The sequence below is a fragment of the Pseudomonas sp. B19(2017) genome (assembly GCF_002113165.1).
Taxonomy (GTDB): Bacteria; Pseudomonadota; Gammaproteobacteria; order Pseudomonadales; family Pseudomonadaceae; genus Aquipseudomonas.
This window is the reverse complement of sequence record NZ_NEJR01000018.1, coordinates 96,097-119,954: the sequence shown is the minus strand read 5'-3', so window position 1 is coordinate 119,954 and position 23,858 is coordinate 96,097. Positions and strand designations below refer to the sequence as shown.

Here is a 23,858-nt window from a genome sequence, read left to right as displayed (position 1 = left end):
CAGCACTGGGCTATCGTTCACCGAACGAATATGCAAAAGGCTTGAGGCAGTTGGCTCATTAGCCAGCTTCTTGGCGTCCGCTGCCATGGGACAGGCCCATGGTTACTTTTTGCCGCGTTTGGCAAAAAGTGACTCGCCGTAAGGGCGAAAAGGTGAGTATGCGTCGCCATCGTAAATGGACTATGCGCGATATCAAGACCAGTACTTTTCCGCTCTTCGCTCTTCGCTCTTCGCTCTTCGCTCTTCGCTCTTCGCCTTCAAGCGTGGGCATCAACAACAAGGTCAACATTCATTTTCAAAGGTGGCGCTGACTCACCTTTCCGCCCTTACGGCGGGTCCCTTTTTGTCGTGGCAAAAAGGAACCAAAAACCGTCGGCTCCCATCATCCGGCCCCTGCGCTGCGCTCCGGGGTCCCCTCGCTACGGGCCTGCTCCCGGGAGTACGCGCTGCAGGCCCCATCCATGGGGCCTCAGCGCTTGACGGGCATCCATGCCCGTCACCTCCCTCCGCAGTCCCTTCGCTCGGCCTCCTGAAGTCGCAATCGGCAGCGCCTGAACTACCGCGCGCTTAAAAGCAAAAGCAAAAGCAAAAACAACGGCAACGGCAACGGCAACGGCAACGGCAACGGCAACGGCAACGGCAACGGCAAGTTTGCAATTATTGGGCGAAAGCGCGCCCCAGGCCGCCCGGCACACCGCTGCTGTCAGTCTCCTGCCAAGGCCCATCCGGGCTCAGCGACCAGCTCCAGCCGTTGTCGAAGCGGTAGTAGGTCCGCTGCCGGTAAAAGGTATTGGGCTTCTTCTCCAGCACATACACACCCAGCTTCGGATCCCAATGGCTGGCTCCACCAGGTGGTGGCGCGAAGCTGGCCGAGGTGCGCGGCATCGGCTTGGGCGTGGCCGCAGGCTTGCTTGGGGCCGGCTGCCTGTCCGGCACTGGCTTTACCGCCGGCCCCGGCTGCGGCGGCAGGCGCTCGATCGGTGGTTCGGGCTGCTCGTACGGCTCACGCACCGTACACGCAGACAAACCCAGGGCCAGGGTGATCAGGGTCAGGCGGACGATGCTGTGCATGGCATTGCTCTCTTACGGGTCGGGGCTGTCGATGGTCAGGTGCTGGGTGGCCTGGGTGGCGCTGGGCAGTGGTGTGCCCTGGCCAATCCACTCGCCATGAGTTGGCTGGCCAGCGCGTGATACACGTGCAACGAGTTGGACTTCGGCAAAGTCCGACAGTTTCATCTGCGGCATCATGGCGTCAGCATCGGACAACTCCACCTCGATCGGCAACTGCGCCACCGTCACCCGCTTGGCCGCCAACGGCATGGGCGGGCCATTGCTGGCGCGGGCGAAGATGAACACCGTGTCGTCCGGTTTGACCTTGTCCTTCAGCGCCGCCGCCAGCGCCACCCGCACCTTCAAGCGAGCCGCCACCGGCGCCGTAGCCTGCCCCGGTGAGCCACCCAGGCGCTCGGCAGCACGGTCGATGCCGCCCTGCAGCGCCGCACGCGAGGCATCACCCTCCGGCAGCTGCGCCAGCAGGCGCTTCCAGTAATCGATGGCTTCCTGATAACGCTCGCCCTCAAAGGCGGCGATACCACGCAGGCCAAGGCTGGTCACTTCGTTGGGGTCGGCTTTCAGCGCCTCGTCAGTCAGCGCCTGCAACTGCGCGCTCCATTGCTTGTCGGCGGCGAAGTACAGCGCCTGTGCCCACTGCCCGAGCAATTCGGGCTGGCGACCGCCCAGGGCCACGGCGCGCTCGAAGGTACGCGCGGCATCGGCGGGGCGCTGCTCGGCCATATAGGCGCGGCCAAGGAAGTACATGGCCTCGGCCGATTCCGGCTGGGCCTGCACCACGCGCTCCAGGCGGGCCGTCATTTCTTCCATCGACTTGGGCGCCTCGGCAAACTCCTGGGTCAGTTCCACCTTGTCGGCTGCGCCGAAATGCAGGTACAGCCCCAGCGCCATCAGCGGCACCAGCAGCGCCGCCAGCAACGGCAGGGCCTTGCCCAGGCTGCTCTGGCGCGTGGGCTCGGCACCTTCGGTATCGGCCAGCAGCTCACGGGCGGCCTCGTCACGGCCCTTGGCCATCTGCACCTCGTCAAGCACGCCAGCGGCCTGCTGGGCAGCCAGTTCGGCGACGCGCTCCTGGTACAGGGCCACGTTCAGGGCGGTGCGGTCTTCTTCCTGCTGGCGGCCACGGCCACGCAGGGTCGGGATCAGCAGGAAGCTGAGGGCAGCGAGCAGCAACAGGCCCGCGCTAAGCCAGAATTCAATCATGGGTCTGTTCTTTTTCCAGCAATTTGGCGAGACGCTCGCGTTCTTCGGCAGACAACTCATTGGCGCCCTGCACGGCTGTATCGCGGCGCCGACGCACGATCAGCGCCAGTACCACGAAACCACCGGCCAGCAAAATCCCCGGGCCGAACCACAGCAGCCAGGTGCGCCCGCTGAGCGCCGGCTTGTAACGCACGAAGTCGCCATAGCGGTCGACCATGAAGTCGAGGATCTGCTGGTTGCTCTTGCCCTCGCCGAGCATGCGGAAGATTTCCCGACGCAGGTCGGCGGCAATCGGCGCGTTGGAGTCGGCGATGTCCTGGTTCTGGCACTTGGGGCAGCGCAGCTCCTTGGTCAGCTGCTGGTAGCGCTCACGCTCGGCATCGTCGCGGAACTGGTAGGTGTCGATGGCCGCCTTGGCCACGCCTGCCAGGCTCAACCCCATGAAGAGCCCCAGCAAGGCAGCTGCCAGCCCCCGCTTCATGGCTTGGCCTCGTCGACCAGGCCTTGGTAAAGCGGCGCCAGCTGCTCACGCCAGACCGTGGCATCGACCACGCCCACGTGCTTGTAGCGGATGATGCCCTTGGCATCGATCAGGAAGGTTTCCGGCGCGCCATATACACCCAGGTCCAGGCCCAGGCTGCCCTGCTCGTCACGAATGTCCAGCTGGTACGGGTTGTGAAACTCGGCCAGCCACTTCAGGGCCGCCGCATTGTCGTCCTTGTAGTTGACGCCGTGAATCACCACGCCCTGCTGGGCCAGCTGGTTCAGGTACGGGTGCTCGACCTTGCACGATGGGCACCAGGTGGCCCACACGTTGACCAGTGCCGGGCGGCCGCGCAAGTCGGCCTCGGTCAGGGTACGGTCGCCCTGGGTCGAGGCCAGGGAAAACGCCGGGAAAGGCTTGCCGATCATCGCCGAGGGCAGCTCGTCTGGCTTGAGGAACAGCCCTTTGTAGAGGAACACCGCCACCAGCAGGAACACCGCCAGGGGGACTACCATGATCCAACGCTTCATGCAGCTGCTCCAGACACGCCCAGGGCATCACGCACCCGGGTCTTGACCTTGACGCGGTAGCGCCGGTCGAGGGCCGCCAGCAACCCGCCCAGGCCGGTCAGCAGACCGCCCAGCCAGATCCAGCGGACGTAAGGCTTGATATGCACGCGCACTGCCCAGGCGCCGTTCTCCAGTGGCTCGCCGAGGGCAACGTACAAGTCGCGGGTAAAGCCGGCGTCGATGCCGGCTTCGGTCATCATCGACTGCTGCACGGTGTACAGGCGCTTCTCCGGGTGCAAGGTGGTCACTTCACGGCCATCGCGGCTGACCACCACGGTGCCCTTGTCGGAAATGAAGTTCGGCCCTTCGAAGTGCCTGGCACCCTGGAACAGGAAGTGGTACCCGCCCAGCTCCACGCTCTCGCCCGGCGCCATACGCAGGTCGCGTTCGGCGCTGTTGTTGCTCGACAGCACCACGCCCAGCGCGCACACCGCCAGGCCCAGGTGCGCCAGTTGCATGCCCCAGTAGCTGCGACCGAGCCCGGGCAAGCCCTTGAGCAGGCCTTTGTGGCGGGTCTTGTCGAGAATGTCACGCAGCCCGCCAAGCACTACCCAGGCGGCCAGCGCGAAAGCGGTCAGGGTCGGCCAGTCGAAGTCGTCGACGATAAAGCCGGCCACCGGCGCAAGGATGGCGCTGCCGAGCAGCACCGGGGTCATCATGCTGGCCAGCCACTTGCCGGGGGTGTCTTTCCAGCGCACCACCACGCCCACGCCCAGCACCACCATCAGCAGCGCCATCAGCGGCAGGAACAAGGCGTCGAAATACGGTGGGCCGACCGACAGCTTGGCCCCGGTGAGCGCATCGAGCACCAGTGGGTACAGGGTACCGAGCAGAATCATCGAGGCCGCCACCACCAGCACCAGGTTGTTGGCCAGCAACAGCGTCTCGCGTGACCACAGGGCAAAGCCGACCTGGCTCTTGACCACCGGTGCGCGCAGGGCAAACAGGGTGAGCGAACCACCGACCACGAACAGCAGGAAGATCAGGATGAAAATGCCGCGAGACGGGTCGGCGGCAAACGCATGCACCGAGGTCAGCACACCGGAGCGCACCAGGAAGGTCCCCAGCAGGCTCAACGAGAATGCGGCAATCGCCAGCAGCACGGTCCAGCTCTTGAACACCCCGCGCTTCTCGGTCACCGCCAGCGAGTGGATCAGTGCCGTGCCCACCAGCCAAGGCATGAACGAGGCGTTTTCCACCGGGTCCCAGAACCACCAGCCGCCCCAGCCCAGCTCATAGTAGGCCCACCATGAGCCCAGGGTAATGCCAACGCCGAGGAAGGCCCAGGCAACGATGGTCCAGGGCCGCGACCAGCGCGCCCAGGCGGCGTCCAGGCGGCCACCGAGCAAGGCCGCGATGGCGAAGGCGAAGGCGACCGAGAAACCGACGTAGCCCATGTACAGCATCGGTGGGTGGACGATCAGGCCAAAGTCCTGCAGCAGCGGGTTGAGGTCGCGGCCATCGGTCGGCACCTGCGGCAGCAGGCGCTGGAACGGGTTGGAAGTGATGATCAGGAAGCTCAGGAAGCCCACGCTGATCATGCCCATGACAGCCAGCACCCGGGCCAGCATCACCTGCGGCAGCTGCCGCGAGAACACCGACACGGCGAAGGTCCAGCCGCCGAGGATCAGCGCCCACAGCAGCAACGAACCTTCGTGGGCGCCCCACACCGCACTGAACTTGTAGTACCAGGGCAAGGCGCTGTTGGAGTTGCTGGCCACATAGGCAACCGAGAAGTTGTCGGTCATGAAGGCATGGGTCAGGCAGGCGAAGGCAAAGGCCAGGAAGGCGAACTGCCCCCACGCCGCCGGCCGTGCCAGGCTCATCCACAGGCTGTCGCCACGCCAGGCGCCGAGCAGCGGCACGCTGGCCTGTACGACGGCAAAGCAGATGGCCAGGATCATTGCCAACTGGCCGAGCTCGGGAATCACCAGCGCCGCGTTCATGGCCTGGCCTCCCCGCTGGTGGCGGCCTGGCCGCTTTCCTTCAGGGCCTTGGTGACCTCGGGCGGCATGTACTTCTCGTCGTGCTTGGCCAGTACTTCATCGGCCACCACCACGCCGTCGGCGTTGAGCTTGCCGAGGGCGACGATGCCCTGCCCTTCGCGGAACAGGTCGGGCAGGATGCCACGGTAGGTGATCGGCACCGACTTGTTGAAGTCGGTGACCACGAAGCGCACGTCCAGCGAATCGGACGAACGCTGCACCGAGCCTTTCTCGACCATGCCGCCGGCGCGGATGCGGGTGTCCAGCGGCGCTTCGCCGTTGGCGATCTGGGTCGGGGTGTAGAACAGGTTGATGTTCTGCTGCAATGCGCTCAAGGCAAAGCCGACGGCAACCCCGACGCCGACCAGCAGGCCGGCGATGAGCAACAGGCGTTTCTTGCGCTGCGGATTCACTGGTTGTTCTCCCGGCGCAAACGGCGCGCCTCATCTTGCAGGTAGCGACGGCGGGCCAGCACGGGGGCGGCGACATTCAGCGCCAGCACGGCCAGGCAGATGCCATAGGCCGTCCACACGTACAGGCCATGGTGGCCCATGGCGAGAAAGTCACCGAAGGTGGCAAAACTCATTGTGCGGCCCTCCGCCCCAGGCTGTTCAATACCTCATCCTTGACCCAACTGGCGCGCGCCTCGCGCTTGAGCACTTCCAGGCGCATGCGCAGCAACAGCACCGCGCCAAAGAAGCAGTAGAAGCCCAGCGCCGTGCACAGCAGCGGTAGCCACATTTCTGCGGGCATCGCCGGTTTTTCGGTGAGGGTGAAGGTGGCACCCTGGTGCAGGGTGTTCCACCACTCCACCGAGTACTTGATGATCGGGATGTTCACCACGCCGACAATCGCCAGTACCGCGCAGGCCTTGGCCGCACTGTCACGATTACTGATTGCCTGGCCCAGCGCAATGATGCCGAAGTACAGGAACAGCAGGATGAGCATGGACGTAAGGCGGGCATCCCATACCCACCAGCTACCCCAGGTCGGCTTGCCCCAGATGGCGCCGGTGACCAGCGCCACGGCGGTCATCCAGGCGCCAATCGGTGCGGCGCATTGCAAGGCGACGTCGGCCAGTTTCATCTTCCACACCAGCCCCACCACCCCGGCCACGGCCAGCAGCACGTAACAGGACTGCGCCAGCATGGCCGCCGGCACATGGATGTAGATGATGCGGAAGCTGTTGCCTTGCTGGTAGTCCTGCGGGGCGAAGGCCAGGCCCCAGGTGATGCCGACCAGCAGCAGAAGCACGGCTGCACCGGCAAGCCACGGCAGCATGCGGCCACTGATGGCATAGAACCATTTGGGGGAGCCCAGCTTGTGGAACCACGTCCAGCTTATTTTCATCAGGGTACATCCAGGGTATTGGCCGGGCTTGAAAGCCCGGGACTCGTTATTCGCCAACGCTGATCTTCAGGCCGGCCGCTATCGCAAAGGGTGCCAGGGTCACGGCCAGGGCCGTCAGGCTGGCGAGCCAGAGCAGGTGGCCGGTTGCTGGCATATTCTGCAACGCCGCTTGCAACGCACCACTGCCCAGGATCAATACAGGGATATACAACGGCAGAATCAGCAATGCCAGCAGCAAACCGCCGCGCTTCAGACCGACTGTCAGCGCCGCGCCCACCGCGCCCAGCAGGCTCAGTACCGGCGTGCCCAGCAACAGCGAGCCGAGCAGCACCGGCAGGCAATGGCTCGGCAGCCCCAGCATCAGCGCCAGCAGCGGCGCCAACAATACCAGCGCCAGCCCGGAAAAGATCCAGTGCGCCAGCACCTTGGCCAGCACCAGCAACGCCAACGGATGCGGCGACAGCACCCACTGCTCCAGCGAGCCGTCCTCGAAATCGCTGCGGAACAGGCCGTCCAGCGACAACAGCACCGCCAGCAGTGCCGCCACCCAGACCAGGCCGGGCGACAAGGTTTGCAACAATTGGCTTTCCGGGCCGACTGCCAACGGGAACAACGCCACCACGATGGCGAAGAACACCAACGGGTTGGCCAGCTCGGCCGGTCGGCGGAACAGCAAGCGTGCTTCGCGGCGCAACAACAGGATGAATACGCTCATGCCGCCCATTGCCCCAGGTTCAGTTCACGGTAACCGGAGGGCTTGCGTTCCAGCGTGTGGTGAGTGGTGAGCACCACCGTGCCGCCCTGCTCGCAGTGGGCAGCCAGGTGCGCTTCAAGCTGCGCCACGCCCTGCTTGTCGAGGGCGGTGAACGGTTCGTCGAGAATCCACAGCGGCGGGCTGGCCAGGTACAGCCGGGCCAGGGCCACGCGGCGCTGCTGGCCGGCGGACAGGGTGTGGCAGGGTACATCTTCGAAGCCACGCAGGCCCACGGCCGCCAGTGCCGTCCAGATCGCCTCGCGGCTGGCCGGCTGGTGCAGGGCGCACAACCAGGTGAGGTTCTCCTCGGCGGTGAGCAGGTCCTTGATGCCGGCGGCGTGGCCAATCCACACCAGGATGCTGGCCAGGGCGTGGCGCTGCTCGGCCAGTGGCTTGCCGCCCAGCAGGATCTGCCCGGCGGTCGGCTGCATCAGGCCGGCCAGCAGGCGCAGCAGGCTGGTCTTGCCGCTGCCGTTGGGGCCGCTGATCTGCAACATGTCGCCGGGTCGCAGCTCGAAAGCGAGGTGCTCGAATAGCAGGCGCCAGTCGCGCTCGCAGGCCAGGCCCGCGGCTTGGAGGTGAAGGGTCACGGTTTCGCCTTATCTTTGTAGGGTTCCATAGCGGTGTCGCCTGCTTCGCGGGCACGCCCGCTCCCACAGGGTTTCGCGCAGCTTTCAAACCTTGCGTGAAACCTTGTGGGAGCGGGCGTGCCCGCGAAGCAGGCGACACCGCTCCAAAACCCTTGTGTCTCAAGTCGCCCCACTCGCTGCCGTTATACTGACAACGACGGACGGTCGGCATTATTACACGCGCCGCCGCGCTGCCAAGAGGCCGGGTTCGACAGGTTGTATACAATCATGACTGAAATCAATAGTCTCGGCGCACAAACCGCGATCAGCCCCCAGGCCATCAAGGCAGGCATGACCGGTGAACTGCTGCGCCTGACGCAACCGCAGCCCGGTTTGATGGCGCCCGGCGAGACCGCGCAGGCAGAGGTCATGTCGTTGCGCCAGGTGGGCCAGGACTTCCAGCTGGTGCTGCGGTTGATGCAGGCCAACGGCACCCAGACCCAGCTGCAAGCCAGCGCCAGCCAGCCCCTGCCCCAAGGTAGCCAGGTCACGGTCAGCCAGCCCGAAAGCAACCGCCTGGCGATCATGCTGCAGCAGGCCAGCGCCAGCCAGATCGCCACCCTCACCCGCCTGGACACCGGCAAGGTGCCGGTCGGCACCCTGCTGCAGGGCAAGGTCCTGACCAACCAGGCGCTGGCCCAGGCACCCGGCCAGCCCGCCGTCTACCGGGCATTGGTCAGCCTGCTCAACAGCGCCCAGGCCGGCGCCACCCTGAGTGTGGACAGCCCGCGCCCTCTGGCCGTCGGCAGCCTGCTCAGCGCGCTGGTGCAGGGCGACCAGTCACTGCGTTTCGTACCGCTCAGCGGCCGCCAGGACCAGCTCAGCATTGCCCAGCAGCTGCTGACCCAGCAAAACCGCCAGGCTTCGCTGCCCGGCCTGCTCAATGCGCTGCAACAGGTGGCCCGCGACCCGGGCGCCGATGGCGAGCTGCGAGCCAGCGCCGAACGCCTGTTGGCCAGCCTGCCGGAAGCCCGGCAACTGGGTGATGCCAAGGCAGTAGCCCAAGCCCTGAACAACAGCGGCGCCTTTCTCGAAGCCAAACTGCTGGGCGGTTTCCCGGCCAGCGTCGCCACCGACCTCAAGGCGCATTTGCTGCGGCTGATCACCATCGCCCCGGCCAGCGTACCCGGTGCACCCAACCTGGCTCCCGCCAGCCTGGCCGTTACCATGCCGACCCTGGCCCGCAGCGCGTTGGGCATGCTCGAACGGGTCAGCCCGAAACCGCAACCGGGCGCATTCCCGCTGCCGTCGCGCCTGCTCAAGGCCATGGAGGACGAAGGCGACCTGCAACAACTGCTGCGCCTGGCCGCCGCTGCCGTATCGCGCCTGCAAAGCCATGCCATGAGCAGCCTGCAACAAACCGGTACCCTGGAAAACGGCAACCTGCAGACCACCTGGCAAACCGAAGTGCCGATTCGTCACGGTCAGGAGTTCATCCCGTTGCAGGTCAAGCTGCAGCGCGAGGAAATCCCGCAACAGCAGGCAGACCGCCAGCACGAAGCGCCAGACCCGCTGCAAGCACTGTGGCGCATCGAGCTGGCCTTCGACCTGTCGCCGCTCGGCCCCATGCAGGTACAGGCGCAGCTGAGCCAGGGCCGCTTGAGCGGCCAGCTGTGGGCAGAGCGCGAGCAAACCGCCCGGCTGATCGACACCCAACTGGGCACCCTGCGCGAACGCCTGCTGGCACGGGGCCTGGAGGTAGGCGACCTGGAATGCCACCCCGGCACGCCACCCCATGGCCCGCGTACGCGGGTGGAACAACGCTGGGTAGATGAAAACGCATGACACAAAAAACCACCCGCCAGGCCATTGCCCTGAGCTACGACGGCCAGCAAGCCCCCACCCTCAGCGCCAAGGGTGACGATGCGCTGGCCGAGGCCATCCTGGCCCTGGCCCGCGAGCACGAGGTGCCAATCTACGAAAACGCCGAGTTGGTGCGCCTGCTGGCACGCCTGGAGCTGGGCGAGCAGATCCCTGAAGCGCTGTACCTGACCATTGCCGAGATCATTGCCTTCGCCTGGCAACTGCGTGGCAAGGTGCCCGCCGGTTTCAGCGACGAACCCGAGGCACCGCGCGACATCACCCCGGTAACCGCGCTGCTGCCACCTGGGGGCCACCGGTAGCTATCTACCACCCCGGTCGGCATCAGCCGTTCAGCCGGCGAACTTCTCTACAGGGACCGTGCAAGACGAACAGCCGCGCAAGGTGGTAACCATGTAGAACAGCCTGAACCCTCTGCCTGGCTACGGTAGTGCCTCATTTATCCGCACAGGCTGATACCCATGACAGGCACCTTGGTGAACCCCGCGGGCGAGCAGTTCGTCCGCAACCATCTGCAGCATATTCCCCGCCCGGACCGGCACGCTTGCAGCGCTATCCGTGAATGGGCCATGCAACAGGGCCATGATCTCGACCCCGACCGGACCGACGTAGTCACCCTGCACTACCGTGGCAATCAGGCAGTCATTACCCAGCGCATTTCTCTCACCCAGGCGGTGCTCTCGAACTGGCAAGGTGAGACCAACAGGAATGTGATCGGCCAATTGTTCCCGGGCCACTGGGCAGGCACTTTGCCAAGCGACCCGTTGACTATCGTCGAACGCCTGCCGGAACCCGGCGTGTTTGACAACGGCGCCCACTTCTCGGTGTTCAACGGCCTGTTCCGCAGGACCACCCCGGCACGCTACGACAGCACCACGCACCTGCCGGTCGACGTCGAGGCCATGCAGCAGTTCATCTGGAACCTGGACTTCTACAAGCGCTTCACCACCATGCTGGATAGCTACTGGAACAAGGCCAACGATACTCATCGACAGTCCCTGCAAATCAGCTTCATCGCTGCTTGCAACAAGCAGGTCCAGGAAGGCTCGTTGAGCGATGCAGGTCGCCAACTGGCCTGGCAGGCTGCCGGCATCATGCAAAGCGTTCCTGGCTTGGAGATCAGGGCCTTGAACGTTTATGGCTACACCGCCACTGACTTGATGTACATCGCTACCCCGGCACAGCAGAAAGTACTGCTGTACGTGCCTGGCAACTCATCACCCTTCCATGAATTCGACGACATGGCAGGTCTGAAGACCTGGTTCGGTGACCAATGCCGTGATGCCGAAAAACGTCAAAGCCTGCGCCAGCACTTCAAACTTGCCGACACCCCGGATGGACTGGATTTCAGTGGCCTGGATACCGCCCTGGACGGCCTCGGCATTTATCCGGCCTTTCACCACCGATCGCCCAACCGCTCAGGCTTCACCGTCGACGGCCCCTGGCCCCCCGCCGAGTACGTCAACTATCGGCCGCACAAGTACAGCCCATTGCTCGAAGGTGAACTGTTCGCAGCCCTCACATTGCGACAACGCAAACGCAGCTACGCCGACGCCGATTTCATCATCACCAGCGATGCGCAAGTGACCAAGGCACGCTGGCGTGGCTATCTGGTGACCTCGATCAATCTGCTGGCGCCTCTGGCCATCGTGGTGCCCGAACTCATACCGCTGCTGGCCGTTGGCGGCATAGCGCAGTTTGGCCTGGGGCTCGATCAGGCAATCAACGGCAAGACGCTTGATGAAAAGGACGATGGCGTAGGCAACATCACGTTCGGCCTGCTCAATGCTGCGCCCCTGGCCTTGCTACCAGCGACCCGCACAAAGATCCTGTTCCCGGGCAAGTGCTCACGGTTCACCCTGCCGACGCGAGTGAACGATCAGTTGGGGTATCCCTTGAGTCCCAACAGCCCGCCCCATTTGCAAGAAGAGGGGGCTGCGGCACAGTACTTCTCCCCACCCCCATTCTCCTTGCCGCCCCCCCCACTGAATGAGAGCCCGGTAGCCAGGCAGATCACCAGAGTCATTGATCCGCAAACTGGCGGCATGCGTATGGAAGCGGTGCTGGACGAGCGCAGGGTCACAGTGGTTTACGACAGTGAACACGATGCGTTCGTCCTCGACGCAGAACGACAAAGCAGGCAACCCACCTACTACCACGTCAGTGACGGACATGACGGCCTGGCTGTGATCGAAGTCGCCAACCGGACGGTTACCGATGAGATGCGCATGAAGACACTGCATGCATTGGGCGTCGACTTGAAGCTGCCCATCGAGATTCCACCTGTCAACAGCGCCGATCTGAGGCCGCTACCCAAGCAGATTCTAAGCATATGGGTCGGTGACCAAACCCTCCCCGATGAACTACTGAAAAAGATCGAAACCAATGTCGAAAGGTTGCGGGGGACACAATATCGATATCGCCTGTACCTGTCGAATGGCAGCTCGGAAGTTTATGAAATCAACAAGACAAGGCTGGCCGAATTCAGCGATAAGCTGGAAATGAAAACGCTGGAAGACGAGCCGCTGTTTCATGACTTCAAGGAAACAGAATATTACGAGCAATATGCAAAAGCCATTGAACGCAAACACTACTCTTCGGCTTGTGATGTCCTGCGCTACCCGTTGCTGGACGCAGAGGGTGGAATATATATGGACATCGACGACGAGTTGCTCGCTGCCGAGCTGGATGACAAGGCGCTGATCAGTTCAAGCCACTTGAGCACGACCCCCGAAGGCCTGGTGCTGGGCTCCCCGGTCAGCAACGACATGATGGGAATGCATGCCGATTACAACACCAACATGATCGGCAGCCACGCAAACAACGATACGTTACAGATAATCTCTGATCGCATACGCGAACACTACCTTAACAACGAAACGTTTTATGAAAGCAGACCGTTGAAGGGTCAACCCGGTCATGAAGCCTACGTCAAGGCATTGAGCAGCATGACCGGGCCTGCCGTGCTCAATGAAGTTATTGACGATGTGAACAACGTTGAGTTGGCCAGGCTGCGCATTCAGCGACAACTCGCCAAACTTTGCCTCCTTCCTCAGAACCGGCTCAGGTTCCTGCTGCCCGATGTGTTTACGTTTAGCGATGATGCCGCGAAGACTGACCAAGCGCTCAGTAGCTTCATAGGGATCGGCAACTACCACTCGTGGGGCAGGCCCTGAAACAAACCGGGCGACTTGTGTCGCCCGTTTCATCAGCCACTGCGGTGCAGCTTGCTCATCAGCTCGGCCTCGGCCTGGGTCAGGCCGCAGCTTTCGGTCAGTTCGGCCACGCTGGCGCCCATGCCCACCAGCTTGGCCGCCTGGGTGAAGGTGACGTTATGCGGGTCGCGCTGCTCCAGTTGCTGGATCTTGTCGGGCAGTGGGGCAACCGCCACGCTCAGTTCATGCAGCGCCTCGCCCATGCGCACGGTACCGTTCTGGTAGTCGTCCAGGCGCTTGGCGAGGTCCTTGATGCGCTGGTCACGCAGCGCATCACCCTCCGCCTGCTGCGCAGCCAGCTCGCGCTGGCGCTTGCTGTAGTTGAGGAAAAACCACAGGCTCAGCGCCCAGACCAGCGCCAGGAAGATGACAGCTACCTCTAGGATCAACTCAGATGTTCTCCAGCTCGGACCATTCTTCCTCGGTCATCATCTTGTCCAGCTCGACCAGGATCAGCAGCTCGCCATTCTTGTTGCACACGCCCTGGATGAACTTGGCCGACTCTTCGTTACCCACGTTCGGCGCGGTCTCGATTTCGGACTGACGCAGGTACACCACCTCGGCCACGCTGTCGACCAGGATACCGACCACTTGCTTGTCGGCTTCGATGATGACGATACGGGTGTTGTCGGTGACTTCCGTCGGCATCAGGCCAAAGCGCTGGCGGGTGTCGATCACGGTCACCACGTTGCCGCGCAGGTTGATGATGCCCAGCACATAGCTTGGCGCACCCGGCACCGGGGCGATCTCGGTGTAGCGCAACACTTCCTGCACCTGCATCACATTGATGCCGTAGGACTCATTGTCCAGACGGAAGGTAACCCACTGCAGGATCGGATCTTCGGAACCTTGTGCAGACGACTTTTTCATTCCCCTACCCTCAAAATCCGCCATCGGCGGTGTGTTCGGTGTCATTTCTGTTTGGCATGCATCTGCTTGACCGCGCCACTGGCGATCAGCTCGGCCAGTGCGGCGACGTCGAGCAGTGCACACATGTGTTCAATCACCGTGCCGGCCAGCCACGGGCGCTGGCCACGCTGGCTGCGCCACTTGATTTCGGACGGGTCCAGGCGCAGCGAGCGGCTGACCTGGTGCACGGCCAACCCCCATTCGTAGCCCTGCACGGAAATCACGTACTGCAGGCCCTGGCGAAAATCATCGCGGTAGCGGTCGGGCATTACCCAACGCGCAGTGTCCAGCACCTTCAGGTTGCCGGCCTGGCAGGTCAGGATGCCCAGGAACCAGTCGGGCTGGCCGAACAGCGGCGTCAGTTCCTGACCTGCCAGGGTATAGATCGAACCCAGGCACACCAGCGGTACCGCCAGAGTCAGGCCGGCCACGTCGAACAGCAGGCATTCGAACGGTTCGGCGGCCCACGCCGGGCGGCCATCGACGGTGGCCGGGGGCACTGGCAGGTCAGGGGCCGGCAGGTGCACATCCACCAGCGGCACTGCCGGCTCCACGATCTGTTCTTCGGCCAGCACCGGGATGCTGGCCTGGGCCACCACCTCGCGTTCCACCACCGTCACCACCGGTGCTTCCACCGGCATCACGCTGGGCAGCACCGCCAGCCTGGGCTCGGCGAACGGCCTCGGTGAAGGGCTGGCGGTTGCTTCGGCTGGCGCCGGCCTGGCCTGCTGCACGGCATCACGCGCCTGCTCTTCGCGCACGGCTTCAGCGAACCTGTCCGCCGCTTCCGGCGCCTCGAACAGGTCTTCGGTTTCGGTGGCCTCCTGCAGCAGGCCGTCGAGGTACGACTGCAGGGCCATCTGTGGCCGGGTGCCGGTTTTCCGGGTCTGGGTCATCAGGCCACCTGCGCCGCAGTCTTGTAGGTCAGCAGGTGCTTGAGCAGCGCCCGATAGGCAATCAGCCCGCGGCTCTTGCTGTCGAATTGCGAGGGCGTAACGCCCTTGCGGCTGGCATCGCGCAGGCGCGTATCCACCGGGATGTAGCCCTGCCACACATGCTGGCCGTAGGTGTCACGCAGCAGCTTGAGCGTGCCCAGCGAGGCCTGGGTACGGCGGTCGAACAGAGTCGGCACGATCTGGTACGGCAGCGCCTGCTTGCGCGAGCGGTTGACCATGGCCAGGGTACCGACCATGCGCTCCAGGCCCTTGACCGCAAGAAATTCGGTTTGTACCGGAATCACCAGCTGCTGGCTGGCTGCCAGCGCATTGACCATCAGCACACCGAGCAAGGGTGGGCTGTCGATCAAGGCATAGTCGAAATCCTGCCACAGCTGCGCCAGACTCTTGGCGATCACCAGGCCCAGGCCGTTCTGCCCTGGTGACTGGCGCTCCAGCACCGCCAGCGCGGTGCTCGACGGCAACAGCGAGATGCGATCGTCACTGGTGGGCAGCAGCAATTGCCCGGGCAGGCCCTCGGGCACCGCCCCCTTGTGCAGGAACAGGTCGTAGCAGCTGTGTTCCAGGGCATCGGGGTTGTGCCCGAAATAGCTGGTCATCGAGCCGTGCGGGTCGAGGTCGACGACGACCACGCGCTTGCCGGCCTCGGCCAGCAGGCCGGCCAGGGCGATGGTAGTGGTGGTCTTGCCGACGCCACCTTTTTGATTGGCTACTGCCCAGACTCTCATCAAGCAAACTCTATCTATTGATTTGGCAGGGACACTGTAGAAACAACTATTCAAAAGCCTGCACGATCCCTGTGGGAGCGGGCGCGCCCGCGAACACCGGCGCAGCCGGTGCCACTCACCGCGTCTTCTGCTTCGCGGGCATGCCCGCTCCCACAGGGGGTAGCGCCATCTTCAACATCGTGTCCGTGGCAACGTCGGGGAATTGACGGATCACTGCCCCGCAACCGTTGCTGGCGTAGCCGGTGCACTTTGTGTGCCAGCCCGGCGCAATGCGGCATCCGGCGTGGCATTGGCACTGCCCGAGCCAGTCAGGCTGCGGCGCACTTCGAGGTTGCGCGAAATCACCAACACCACGCGCCGGTTGCGCGCACGGCCGTCGGCAGTGTCGTTGCTCGCCACCGGCTGGTATTCGCCATAGCCGACCGAGGCCATGCGCGCCGGGTTGACCCCTTCCATGGCCAGCAGGCGCACGATGCTCGCCGCCCGCGCCGACGACAGCTCCCAATTGGTCGGGTACTGTGCAGTGCGGATCGGCAGGTTGTCGGTAAAGCCTTCGACATGCACCGGGTTGGCGAACGGCTTGAGAATGCCGGCCACCTTCTCGATGATGGCAAATGCCTTGTCGCTAGGCATGGCATCGCCACTGCCGAACAGCAACGAGGAATTGAGCTCGATCTCGATCCACAGCTCATTGCCGCGCACGGTCATCTGGTCGCTGTTGATCAGGTCGCCAAAGGCATCGCGCACGTCATCGCTGATGGTTTTCAGCGGGTCGACACTGGTCGCCCCCAGGCCCGCCTCGGTCTGCTCGCTGTCCTTCACCAACGGCTCGGCCGGGCGCACGCTCAGCGGCCGCTCTTCGCCGATGGGGATCGGCTTCATGCTGCGCTCGGGGTCGTTGAACACGCCGAGCAAGGCCTGGGAAATGACCTTGTACTTGCCCTCGTTGATCGAGGAAATCGAGTACATCACCACGAAAAAGGCGAACAGCAACGTGATGAAGTCGGCGTACGACACCAGCCAGCGTTCGTGGTTTTCGTGTTCCTCGGTATGACGACGGCGACGCATGGGCTACTCCATGAAGCCTTGCAGCTTCAGCTCGATCGAGCGCGGGTTCTCACCCTCGGCAATCGACAGCAGGCCCTCGAGCAGCATCTCGCGGTAGCGCGACTGGCGCATGACGATGGCCTTGAGCTTGTTGGCGATCGGCAGCAGTATCAGGTTGGCGCTGGCCACGCCGTAGATGGTCGCGACAAAAGCCACGGCAATGCCGTTGCCCAGTTGCGACGGGTCGGCAAGGTTGCCCATCACGTGGATCAGGCCCATCACCGCACCAATGATACCGATGGTCGGCGCGTAGCCCCCCATGCTCTCGAACACCTTGGCAGCCTGGATATCGCGGCTTTCCTGGGTCAGGAAATCGACTTCCAGGATGCTGCGGATGGCTTCTGGCTCGGCACCATCCACCAGCAGCTGCAGGCCCTTGCGCGCATATGGGTCAGGCTCGCTGTCGGCTACCCCTTCCAGGCCCAGCAGGCCTTCCTTGCGCGCCGTCAGGCTCCAGTTGACGACACGGTCAACCCCGCCCGCCAGGTCGACCCGCGGCGGAAACAGGATCCAGCGCAGAATCTGCAAGGCACGCTTGAACGACGACAATGGCGACTGCAGCAAGGCCGCCGCCAGGGTGCCGCCCAGCACGATCAGCGCCGCCGGACCATTGATCAGCGCACCGACATGGCCGCCTTCGAGGAAATTGCCACCGACAATGGCGACAAAGGCGAGGATCAGGCCGATCAGGCTGAGCACGTCCATCAGACGCACGCCTCCACCAGGTGCTTGCCGATTTCGTCCAGGCTGTACACCGCGTCGGCCAGGTTGGCCTTGACGATGGCCATGGGCATGCCATAGATCACGCAGCTGGCTTCATCCTGGGCCCACACCGTGCTGCCGCCCTGCTTGAGCAGGCGCGCACCTTCGCGGCCATCGGCGCCCATGCCGGTAAGCACCACCGACAGCACCTTGTCGCCATACGACTTGGCCGCAGAGGCGAAGGTGATGTCCACGCACGGTTTGTAGTTCAGGCGCTCGTCACCGGGCAGGATCTTCACCGCGCCACGGCCGTCGATCATCATCTGCTTGCCACCGGGCGCCAGCAGGGCCAGGCCCGGGCGCAGCATGTCGCCGTCCTCGGCTTCCTTGACGCTGATGCGGCACAGCTTGTCCAGGCGTTCGGCAAAGGCCTTGGTGAAGGCCGCCGGCATGTGCTGGATCAGCACGATCGGTGCCGGGAAGTTGGCCGGCAGCTGGGTCAGCACCCGCTGCAGGGCGACCGGGCCGCCCGTGGAGGTACCGATGGCCACCAGTTTGTAAGGCTTGCGCTTGGGTGCCGGCGAGTGCGCTGGCGCCGCTGCCGGTGCCGCCGCACGGGCAGGCGCAGGCGTGCGCGCCGCTGCCGGGCTGGCAAGACTGCTGGCAGGGGTGTGGCTGCTGCTTGCCGGCACAGGTGCGGCGACCGGCGCATGGCTGGCATAGCTGCCAAAACGGCGATTGCTGCGGGAAATGGTATGCACCTTCTCGCACAGCAACTGCTTGACCTTCTCGGGGTTGCGCGAAATGTCCTCGAAGTTCTTCGGCAGGTAATCCACCGCACCGGCATCCAGCGCATCGAGGGTGACACGGGCGCCTTCGTGGGTCAGCGACGAAAACATCAACACCGGCGTCGGGCAGCGCTGCATGATGTGCCGCACCGCAGTGATGCCGTCCATCATGGGCATTTCGTAGTCCATGGTGATGACATCGGGCTTGAGCGCCAGCGCCTGGTCGATTGCTTCCTTGCCGTTGGTCGCGGTACCCACTACCTGGATCGTCGGATCCGCCGAGAGGATTTCCGAGACGCGGCGGCGGAAGAAACCGGAATCATCCACCACCAGGACCTTGACTGCCATAAACACTCCATTAGGCGGCGCAACCCGCCAGGGTGCGCCACCGAAATCAAATACGCCGCGCGGCGTAACGCTTGAGCATGCTCGGGACGTCGAGAATCAACGCGATGCGACCGTCGCCAGTGATGGTGGCCCCGGACATGCCCGGGGTGCCCTGCAACATCTTGCCCAGCGGCTTGATTACCACTTCTTCCTGGCCAACCAGTTGATCGACGACAAAGCCGATGCGCTGGGTGCCGACCGACAGGATCACCACATGGCCCTCGTGCTGCTCTTCGTGCACCTGGCCCTGGACCAGCCAGCGCTTGAGGTAGAACAGCGGCAGCGCCTTGTCACGCACGATCACCACTTCCTGGCCGTCGACCACGTTGGTGCGCGACAGGTCGAGGTGGAAGATCTCGTTGACGTTTACCAGCGGGAAAGCAAACGCCTGGTTGCCCAGCATCACCATCAAGGTGGGCATGATCGCCAGGGTCAGCGGCACCTTGATGACGATCTTCGAGCCCTGGCCCTTGGCCGAGAAGATGTTGATCGAGCCGTTGAGCTGGGAGATCTTGGTCTTGACCACATCCATGCCCACGCCACGACCGGACACGTCGGAAATCTCGGTCTTGGTCGAGAAGCCCGGGGCGAAGATCAGGTTGTAGCAGTCCGACTCGCTCAGGCGGTCGGCGGCATCCTTGTCCATGAGGCCCTTTTCCACGGCCTTGGCGCGCAGGATGTTGGGGTCCATGCCTTTGCCGTCGTCCGAGATCGACAGCAGAATGTGGTCGCCTTCCTGTTCGGCCGACAGCACCACACGGCCGGTGCGCGCCTTGCCGGACGCTTCACGCTCATCGGGCATTTCCACACCATGGTCGACGGCGTTGCGCACCAGGTGCACCAACGGGTCGGCCAGGGCCTCGACCAGGTTCTTGTCCAGGTCGGTCTCTTCGCCGACCAGCTCCAGGTTGATCTCTTTCTTCAGCTGGCGGGCCAGGTCACGCACCAGGCGCGGGAAGCGGCCGAAGACTTTCTTGATCGGCTGCATGCGGGTTTTCATCACCGCGGTCTGCAGGTCGGCGGTGACCACGTCAAGGTTGGACACGGCCTTGGACATGGCCTCGTCGCCGCTGTTCAGGCCCAGGCGCACCAGGCGGTTACGTACCAGCACCAGTTCGCCGACCATGTTCATGATCTCGTCCAGGCGTGCGGTATCGACCCGTACGGTGGTCTCCGCTTCGCTGGCGCCATGCTTGTCGGCGGCCGCGGCCGGGGCGCGGGGTGCTGCGGCAGGTTTGCTGGCAGGTGCCGGCGTAGCTGCGGCTGGCTTGGCCACGGGCTGGCTGTCGGCCTTGGCCGCTGCCGGCGCTTGCGCCTTGGCCGCAGCCGGGGCTTCGACGGCGGCAACGTCGCTACCGAACTTGCCCTTGCCATGCAGTTGGTCCAGCAGCGCCTCGAACTCGTGCTCGCTGATGTCGTCGCCGCCAGCATGGGTGTCCGCTGCGGCAGGCGCTGGCGCCTTGGCGCCGGGCAAGGCATCGGCCTGGAAGGTGCCCTTGCCATGCAACTGGTCCAGCAGCGATTCGAATTCGGCGTCGGTAATTTCGTCGCTGGCCGTTTCCGGCGCGCTGACAACCGGCTGCGCAGCCACCTCGGCGCTGAACTGGCCTTTGCCGTGCAACTGGTCGAGCAGCGACTCGAACTCGGCGTCGGTGATTTCGTCACCTTCACCGCTGACAGTCTCGCCCTGCATCTGCTCGTCGGCCGCAGCTTGTGCCTTGACCGCATCGAGCGAATCGAGCAGCTGTTCGAACTCGCTGTCGGTGATGTCCTGCTCCTCGGCTGGCGCCTCGGCAACCGGCGCCGGCGCCGCAGCGGCAGGCACTTCAACGCTTTCGGCGCCGCCCGGCTCGGCCAGGCGCGACAACGCCGCCAACAGCTCGGGGGTAGCCGCGGTCACTTCAGTGCGCTCGCGCACCTGGCCAAACATGCTGTTGACCGTATCCAGTGCCTCGAGCACCACATCCATCAGTTCCGCGTCGACCCGGCGCTCACCTTTGCGCAGGACGTCGAACACGTTCTCGGCGATATGGCAGCACTCCACCAGCTCGTTCAGCTGAAGGAAGCCGGCGCCCCCTTTTACAGTGTGGAAACCGCGAAAGATCGCATTGAGCAGGTCGGCATCGTCGGGCCGGCTTTCCAGCTCGACCAGTTGCTCGGACAGTTGCTCAAGAATTTCGCCGGCTTCTACCAGGAAATCCTGGAGGATTTCTTCATCGGCGCCGAAGCTCATCAAACGTGCTCCTTAAAAACCAAGGCTGGACAGCAGATCATCGACATCGTCCTGACCGGACACGACGTCTTCACGCTTATCGGCATGAATCTGCGGACCTTCACCCCGAGTCGGATGTTTTTCTCGATCTTTTTCTGCACGCAGTTGATCGTGGTCATGCTGGATACCGGCAAAGCGGTCGACCTGGCTGGCCATCAGCACCAGTTTGAGCAGGTTGCTTTCCACCTCGGTGACCAGGTTGGTGACGCGCTTGATCACCTGGCCGGTCAGGTCCTGATAGTCCTGAGCCAGCAGAATGTCGTTGAGGTGGCCGGCGACCTTGCGGTTACCTTCGGCACTGTGCGTCAGGAAACTGTCGACGCGCTTGACCAGCTCACGGAACTCCGGCGCAGCGACTTCGCGGCGCATGAAGCGCTGCCAGTCGGCGCTCAGGGCCTTGGCCTCGCTGGCCAGCTCGTTGAGCACCGGGGTGCTTTCCTCGACCAGGTCCATGGTGCGGTTGGCCGCGCCCTCGGTAAGCCTGACCACATACGACAGGCGCTCGGTGGCGTCGGTTATCTGCGACACCTCCTCGGCCTGCGGCATGGTCGGGTCGATCTGGAAACTGACGATGGCACTGTGCAGCTCGCGGGTCAGCTTGCCGACTTCCTGGTACAGGCCGCGGTCGCGGGTCTGGTTCAGCTCGTGAATCAGCTGCACCGCCTCGCCGAAACGGCCTCGCTCCAGGCTCTCAACCAGCTCCTGGGCATGCTTCTTCAGGGTCGATTCGAACTCGCCCAAAGACGTTTGTGATGAATCCATGGCGCGCCCCCCTGACGTGACTCAGCCGTTGACGCGTTCGAAGATCTTCTCGATCTTTTCTTTGAGCACCTGGGCGGTGAACGGCTTGACCACATAGCCGTTGACCCCGGCCTGGGCCGCTTCGATGATCTGGTCGCGCTTGGCCTCGGCCGTCACCATCAGGACCGGCATGGTTTTCAGCTTGTCGCTGGCACGCACTTTACGCAGCAGGTCGATGCCGGACATGCCGGGCATGTTCCAGTCGGTCACGAGGAAATCAAAGTGGCCGTTTTCCAGCATCGGCAGCGCCGTGGTGCCATCATCGGCTTCTTCGGTGTTGGTGAAGCCCAGGTCACGCAACAGGTTCTTGATGATCCGCCGCATCGTCGAAAAGTCGTCAACGATGAGGATTTTCATATCTTTGTTCAAGTAGACCTCCAAGCAGTCTCAAACGCGCTCGGTCCCGAGCGCGCATTCAATCAATTCGGTGCAACATGGAAAACGCACGTGGAAAAAGACGGCAATGCCAGCGGGCTCAACGCGCCCGCCATTCCCCCAGGCGGCTGCGCAGGCGCGCGGCACACTGGCTGTGCAACTGGCTGACCCGCGACTCGCTGACCCCAAGCACCTCACCGATTTCCTTGAGGTTCAGCTCTTCGTCGTAGTACAGCGCCAGCACCAGGCGTTCACGCTCCGGCAGGTTGGCGATGGCCTCGGTCAGGGCAACCTGGAAGCGCTCGTCCTCCAGGCCACGCGCAGGCTCGACCTGGCCGCTGGCGCCGTCCTCATGCAGCCCTTCGTGCTCGCCGTCCTGCAGCAGGTCGTCGAAACTGAACAGGCGGCTGCCCAGGGTATCGTTCAAGATCCCGTAGTAATCATCGAGACTCAATTGGAGTTCGGCAGCAACTTCATGATCTTTAGCGTCGCGACCGGTTCTGGCCTCCACGGCACGCATCGCGTCACTGACCATGCGCGTGTTGCGGTGCACCGAACGCGGCGCCCAGTCACCCTTGCGCACTTCATCGAGCATGGCCCCGCGAATGCGGATGCCGGCGTAGGTTTCAAAGCTGGCGCCCTTGCTGGCGTCATACTTGTTGGCCACTTCCAGCAGGCCGATCATGCCGGCCTGGATCAAGTCCTCGACCTGCACGTTGGCCGGCAGCCGCGCCAGCAAGTGGTAGGCGATGCGCTTGACCAGCGGGGCGTAACGCTCGATCAGCTCGTACTGGGCGTCTTTCGACGCGCGGCTATACATCTTGAAACCGCTGGCATTCATAACACAGGTCCCGCGCTGGTGGGTTGCACCAGGCGCTCGACAAAGAACTCCAGATGACCGCGCGGGTTGGCCGGCAGCGGCCAGCTGTCGACCTTCTGGGCAATCGCCTTGAATGCCAGCGCGCACTTGGAGCGAGGGAAGGCTTCGTAAACCGCGCGCTGCTTCTGCACTGCCTTGCGCACGCACTCGTCATACGGCACGGCGCCCACGTACTGCAGGGCAACGTCGAGGAAGCGGTCGGTGACCTTGGTCAGCTTGGCGAACAGGTTGCGCCCTTCCTGCGGGCTTTGTGCCATGTTGGCCAGCACACGGAAGCGGTTCATGCCGTAGTCGCGGTTAAGCAGCTTGATCAGGGCGTAGGCATCGGTGATAGAGGTGGGTTCGTCGCACACCACCAGCAGCACTTCCTGGGCGGCGCGGACGAAGCTGACCACCGAGTCACCGATACCGGCCGCGGTGTCGATCACCAGCACGTCCAGGTTGTCGCCGACTTCGCTGAAGGCCTGGATCAACCCGGCATGCTGGGCCGGGGCCAGGTGCACCATGCTCTGCGTGCCCGAGGCCGCCGGCACGATGCGCACCCCGCCCGGCCCCTGCAACATCACGTCGCGCAGCTCGCAGCGCCCTTCGATGACATCGGCCAGCGTCCGCTTGGGGGTCAGCCCCAGCAGCACGTCGACATTGGCCAGGCCCAGGTCGGCGTCAAGCAGCATGACCCTGCGACCAAGCTCGGCCAGCGCCAGGGACAGGTTCACTGAAACGTTAGTCTTGCCGACGCCACCTTTGCCACCGGTCACGGCGATCACCTGTACGGGATGCATGCTACCCATGTCTGTTCTTTACCTTGTCTCGCTGGGACTCAGGCCACACGTAGGGCAATTCTGCGTACCCTTTGGCATAGCTACCTTGCA

Annotated in this window: 25 protein-coding genes; 3 read left to right on the top strand and 22 right to left on the bottom strand. The window is 63.7% G+C overall.

Features of this window, described 5'->3' with window-relative positions; genetic code table 11:
- Window positions 1-657: 657 nt before the first annotated feature.
- The 10 genes from CAF70_RS21495 to ccmA are packed head-to-tail and all read right to left on the bottom strand — an operon-like array spanning window position 658 to window position 8,006.
- A complete protein-coding gene (locus CAF70_RS21495; protein WP_085623157.1) occupies window positions 658-1,071 on the bottom strand; it encodes a hypothetical protein in 414 nt (137 codons plus the stop codon).
- A 12-nt stretch (window positions 1,072-1,083) separates the two neighbouring features.
- Entirely contained in the window at window positions 1,084-2,274 is a 1,191-nt protein-coding gene (gene ccmI / locus CAF70_RS21490) for a c-type cytochrome biogenesis protein CcmI (protein ID WP_085623156.1), read from the bottom strand.
- Entirely contained in the window at window positions 2,267-2,755 is a 489-nt protein-coding gene (locus tag CAF70_RS21485) for a cytochrome c-type biogenesis protein (protein WP_085623155.1), read from the bottom strand. Before CAF70_RS21485 ends, ccmI begins: the two co-directional genes overlap by 8 nt.
- Window positions 2,752-3,288 (bottom strand): DsbE family thiol:disulfide interchange protein, encoded by a 537-nt coding sequence (locus CAF70_RS21480; protein ID WP_023663391.1) that lies wholly within the window; start codon window positions 3,286-3,288, stop codon window positions 2,752-2,754. Before CAF70_RS21480 ends, CAF70_RS21485 begins: the two co-directional genes overlap by 4 nt.
- Entirely contained in the window at window positions 3,285-5,258 is a 1,974-nt protein-coding gene (locus tag CAF70_RS21475) for a heme lyase CcmF/NrfE family subunit (RefSeq protein WP_178075731.1), read from the bottom strand. The genes CAF70_RS21480 and CAF70_RS21475 overlap by 4 nt, the downstream gene beginning before the upstream one ends.
- An 11-nt stretch (window positions 5,259-5,269) precedes the next feature.
- Window positions 5,270-5,725: a cytochrome c maturation protein CcmE gene (gene ccmE / locus CAF70_RS21470; RefSeq protein WP_085623153.1), complete on the bottom strand. Its 456-nt coding sequence runs from the start codon at window positions 5,723-5,725 to the stop codon at window positions 5,270-5,272.
- Complete coding sequence (gene ccmD, locus CAF70_RS21465) at window positions 5,722-5,898, bottom strand: heme exporter protein CcmD (protein WP_013973562.1); 177 nt, start codon at window positions 5,896-5,898, stop codon at window positions 5,722-5,724. The genes ccmE and ccmD overlap by 4 nt, the downstream gene beginning before the upstream one ends.
- Window positions 5,895-6,662, bottom strand: a complete 768-nt coding sequence (locus CAF70_RS21460; RefSeq protein WP_012273476.1) for a heme ABC transporter permease — start codon at window positions 6,660-6,662, stop codon at window positions 5,895-5,897. Before CAF70_RS21460 ends, ccmD begins: the two co-directional genes overlap by 4 nt.
- Window positions 6,663-6,708: 46 nt before the next feature.
- A complete protein-coding gene (ccmB, locus tag CAF70_RS21455; RefSeq protein ID WP_013973563.1) occupies window positions 6,709-7,386 on the bottom strand; it encodes a heme exporter protein CcmB in 678 nt (225 codons plus the stop codon).
- Window positions 7,374-8,006, bottom strand: a complete 633-nt coding sequence (gene ccmA, locus CAF70_RS21450) for a cytochrome c biogenesis heme-transporting ATPase CcmA (protein ID WP_085623152.1) — start codon at window positions 8,004-8,006, stop codon at window positions 7,374-7,376. The genes ccmB and ccmA overlap by 13 nt, the downstream gene beginning before the upstream one ends.
- Window positions 8,007-8,273: 267 nt before the next feature.
- On the opposite strand from ccmA, the gene CAF70_RS21445 reads away from it, so the two are divergent.
- The 3 genes from CAF70_RS21445 to CAF70_RS21435 all read left to right on the top strand — a co-directional run bounded on the left by CAF70_RS21445 (window position 8,274) and on the right by CAF70_RS21435 (window position 13,042).
- On the top strand, window positions 8,274-9,830 hold the full coding sequence (locus tag CAF70_RS21445) for a flagellar hook-length control protein FliK (RefSeq protein WP_085623151.1): 1,557 nt from the start codon (window positions 8,274-8,276) through the stop codon (window positions 9,828-9,830).
- Complete coding sequence (locus CAF70_RS21440; protein ID WP_085623150.1) at window positions 9,827-10,168, top strand: EscU/YscU/HrcU family type III secretion system export apparatus switch protein; 342 nt, start codon at window positions 9,827-9,829, stop codon at window positions 10,166-10,168. The genes CAF70_RS21445 and CAF70_RS21440 overlap by 4 nt, the downstream gene beginning before the upstream one ends.
- Before the next feature lie 159 nt (window positions 10,169-10,327).
- Window positions 10,328-13,042, top strand: coding sequence for a dermonecrotic toxin domain-containing protein (locus CAF70_RS21435; RefSeq protein ID WP_085623149.1), 2,715 nt, complete (start codon window positions 10,328-10,330; stop codon window positions 13,040-13,042).
- Window positions 13,043-13,074: 32 nt separating this feature from the next.
- Here CAF70_RS21435 and CAF70_RS21430 read toward each other — a convergent pair whose 3' ends face one another.
- The 12 genes from CAF70_RS21430 to fleN all read right to left on the bottom strand — a co-directional run bounded on the left by CAF70_RS21430 (window position 13,075) and on the right by fleN (window position 23,777).
- Entirely contained in the window at window positions 13,075-13,470 is a 396-nt protein-coding gene (locus tag CAF70_RS21430; RefSeq protein WP_085623148.1) for a DUF2802 domain-containing protein, read from the bottom strand.
- A gap of 1 nt (window position 13,471) precedes the next feature.
- Window positions 13,472-13,951, bottom strand: a complete 480-nt coding sequence (locus tag CAF70_RS21425) for a chemotaxis protein CheW (protein ID WP_003254393.1) — start codon at window positions 13,949-13,951, stop codon at window positions 13,472-13,474.
- A gap of 41 nt (window positions 13,952-13,992) precedes the next feature.
- Entirely contained in the window at window positions 13,993-14,886 is an 894-nt protein-coding gene (locus CAF70_RS21420) for a CheW domain-containing protein (RefSeq protein WP_085623147.1), read from the bottom strand.
- Entirely contained in the window at window positions 14,886-15,674 is a 789-nt protein-coding gene (locus tag CAF70_RS21415; RefSeq protein ID WP_085623146.1) for a ParA family protein, read from the bottom strand. The genes CAF70_RS21420 and CAF70_RS21415 overlap by 1 nt, the downstream gene beginning before the upstream one ends.
- 210 nt (window positions 15,675-15,884) lie before the next feature.
- Window positions 15,885-16,742, bottom strand: coding sequence for a flagellar motor protein MotD (gene motD, locus CAF70_RS21410; RefSeq protein WP_085623145.1), 858 nt, complete (start codon window positions 16,740-16,742; stop codon window positions 15,885-15,887).
- A gap of 3 nt (window positions 16,743-16,745) precedes the next feature.
- Window positions 16,746-17,486, bottom strand: a complete 741-nt coding sequence (locus tag CAF70_RS21405) for a flagellar motor protein (RefSeq protein WP_085623144.1) — start codon at window positions 17,484-17,486, stop codon at window positions 16,746-16,748.
- Window positions 17,486-18,619: a chemotaxis response regulator protein-glutamate methylesterase gene (locus tag CAF70_RS21400; RefSeq protein WP_085623143.1), complete on the bottom strand. Its 1,134-nt coding sequence runs from the start codon at window positions 18,617-18,619 to the stop codon at window positions 17,486-17,488. Before CAF70_RS21400 ends, CAF70_RS21405 begins: the two co-directional genes overlap by 1 nt.
- Window positions 18,620-18,665: 46 nt before the next feature.
- Window positions 18,666-20,891 carry a chemotaxis protein CheA gene (locus tag CAF70_RS21395; RefSeq protein WP_085623142.1) on the bottom strand — a complete coding sequence of 742 codons (2,226 nt, stop codon included), beginning with the start codon at window positions 20,889-20,891 and terminating at the stop codon, window positions 18,666-18,668.
- Window positions 20,892-20,903: 12 nt separating this feature from the next.
- Window positions 20,904-21,692: a protein phosphatase CheZ gene (locus CAF70_RS21390; protein WP_085623141.1), complete on the bottom strand. Its 789-nt coding sequence runs from the start codon at window positions 21,690-21,692 to the stop codon at window positions 20,904-20,906.
- A 21-nt stretch (window positions 21,693-21,713) separates the two neighbouring features.
- Window positions 21,714-22,088: a chemotaxis response regulator CheY gene (locus tag CAF70_RS21385; protein WP_178076412.1), complete on the bottom strand. Its 375-nt coding sequence runs from the start codon at window positions 22,086-22,088 to the stop codon at window positions 21,714-21,716.
- Between the two features lie 118 nt (window positions 22,089-22,206).
- Window positions 22,207-22,947, bottom strand: a complete 741-nt coding sequence (gene fliA / locus CAF70_RS21380; protein WP_013973585.1) for an RNA polymerase sigma factor FliA — start codon at window positions 22,945-22,947, stop codon at window positions 22,207-22,209.
- Window positions 22,944-23,777 (bottom strand): flagellar synthesis regulator FleN, encoded by an 834-nt coding sequence (gene fleN, locus CAF70_RS21375; protein WP_039612698.1) that lies wholly within the window; start codon window positions 23,775-23,777, stop codon window positions 22,944-22,946. The genes fliA and fleN overlap by 4 nt, the downstream gene beginning before the upstream one ends.
- Between the last annotated feature and the right edge of the window lie 81 nt (window positions 23,778-23,858).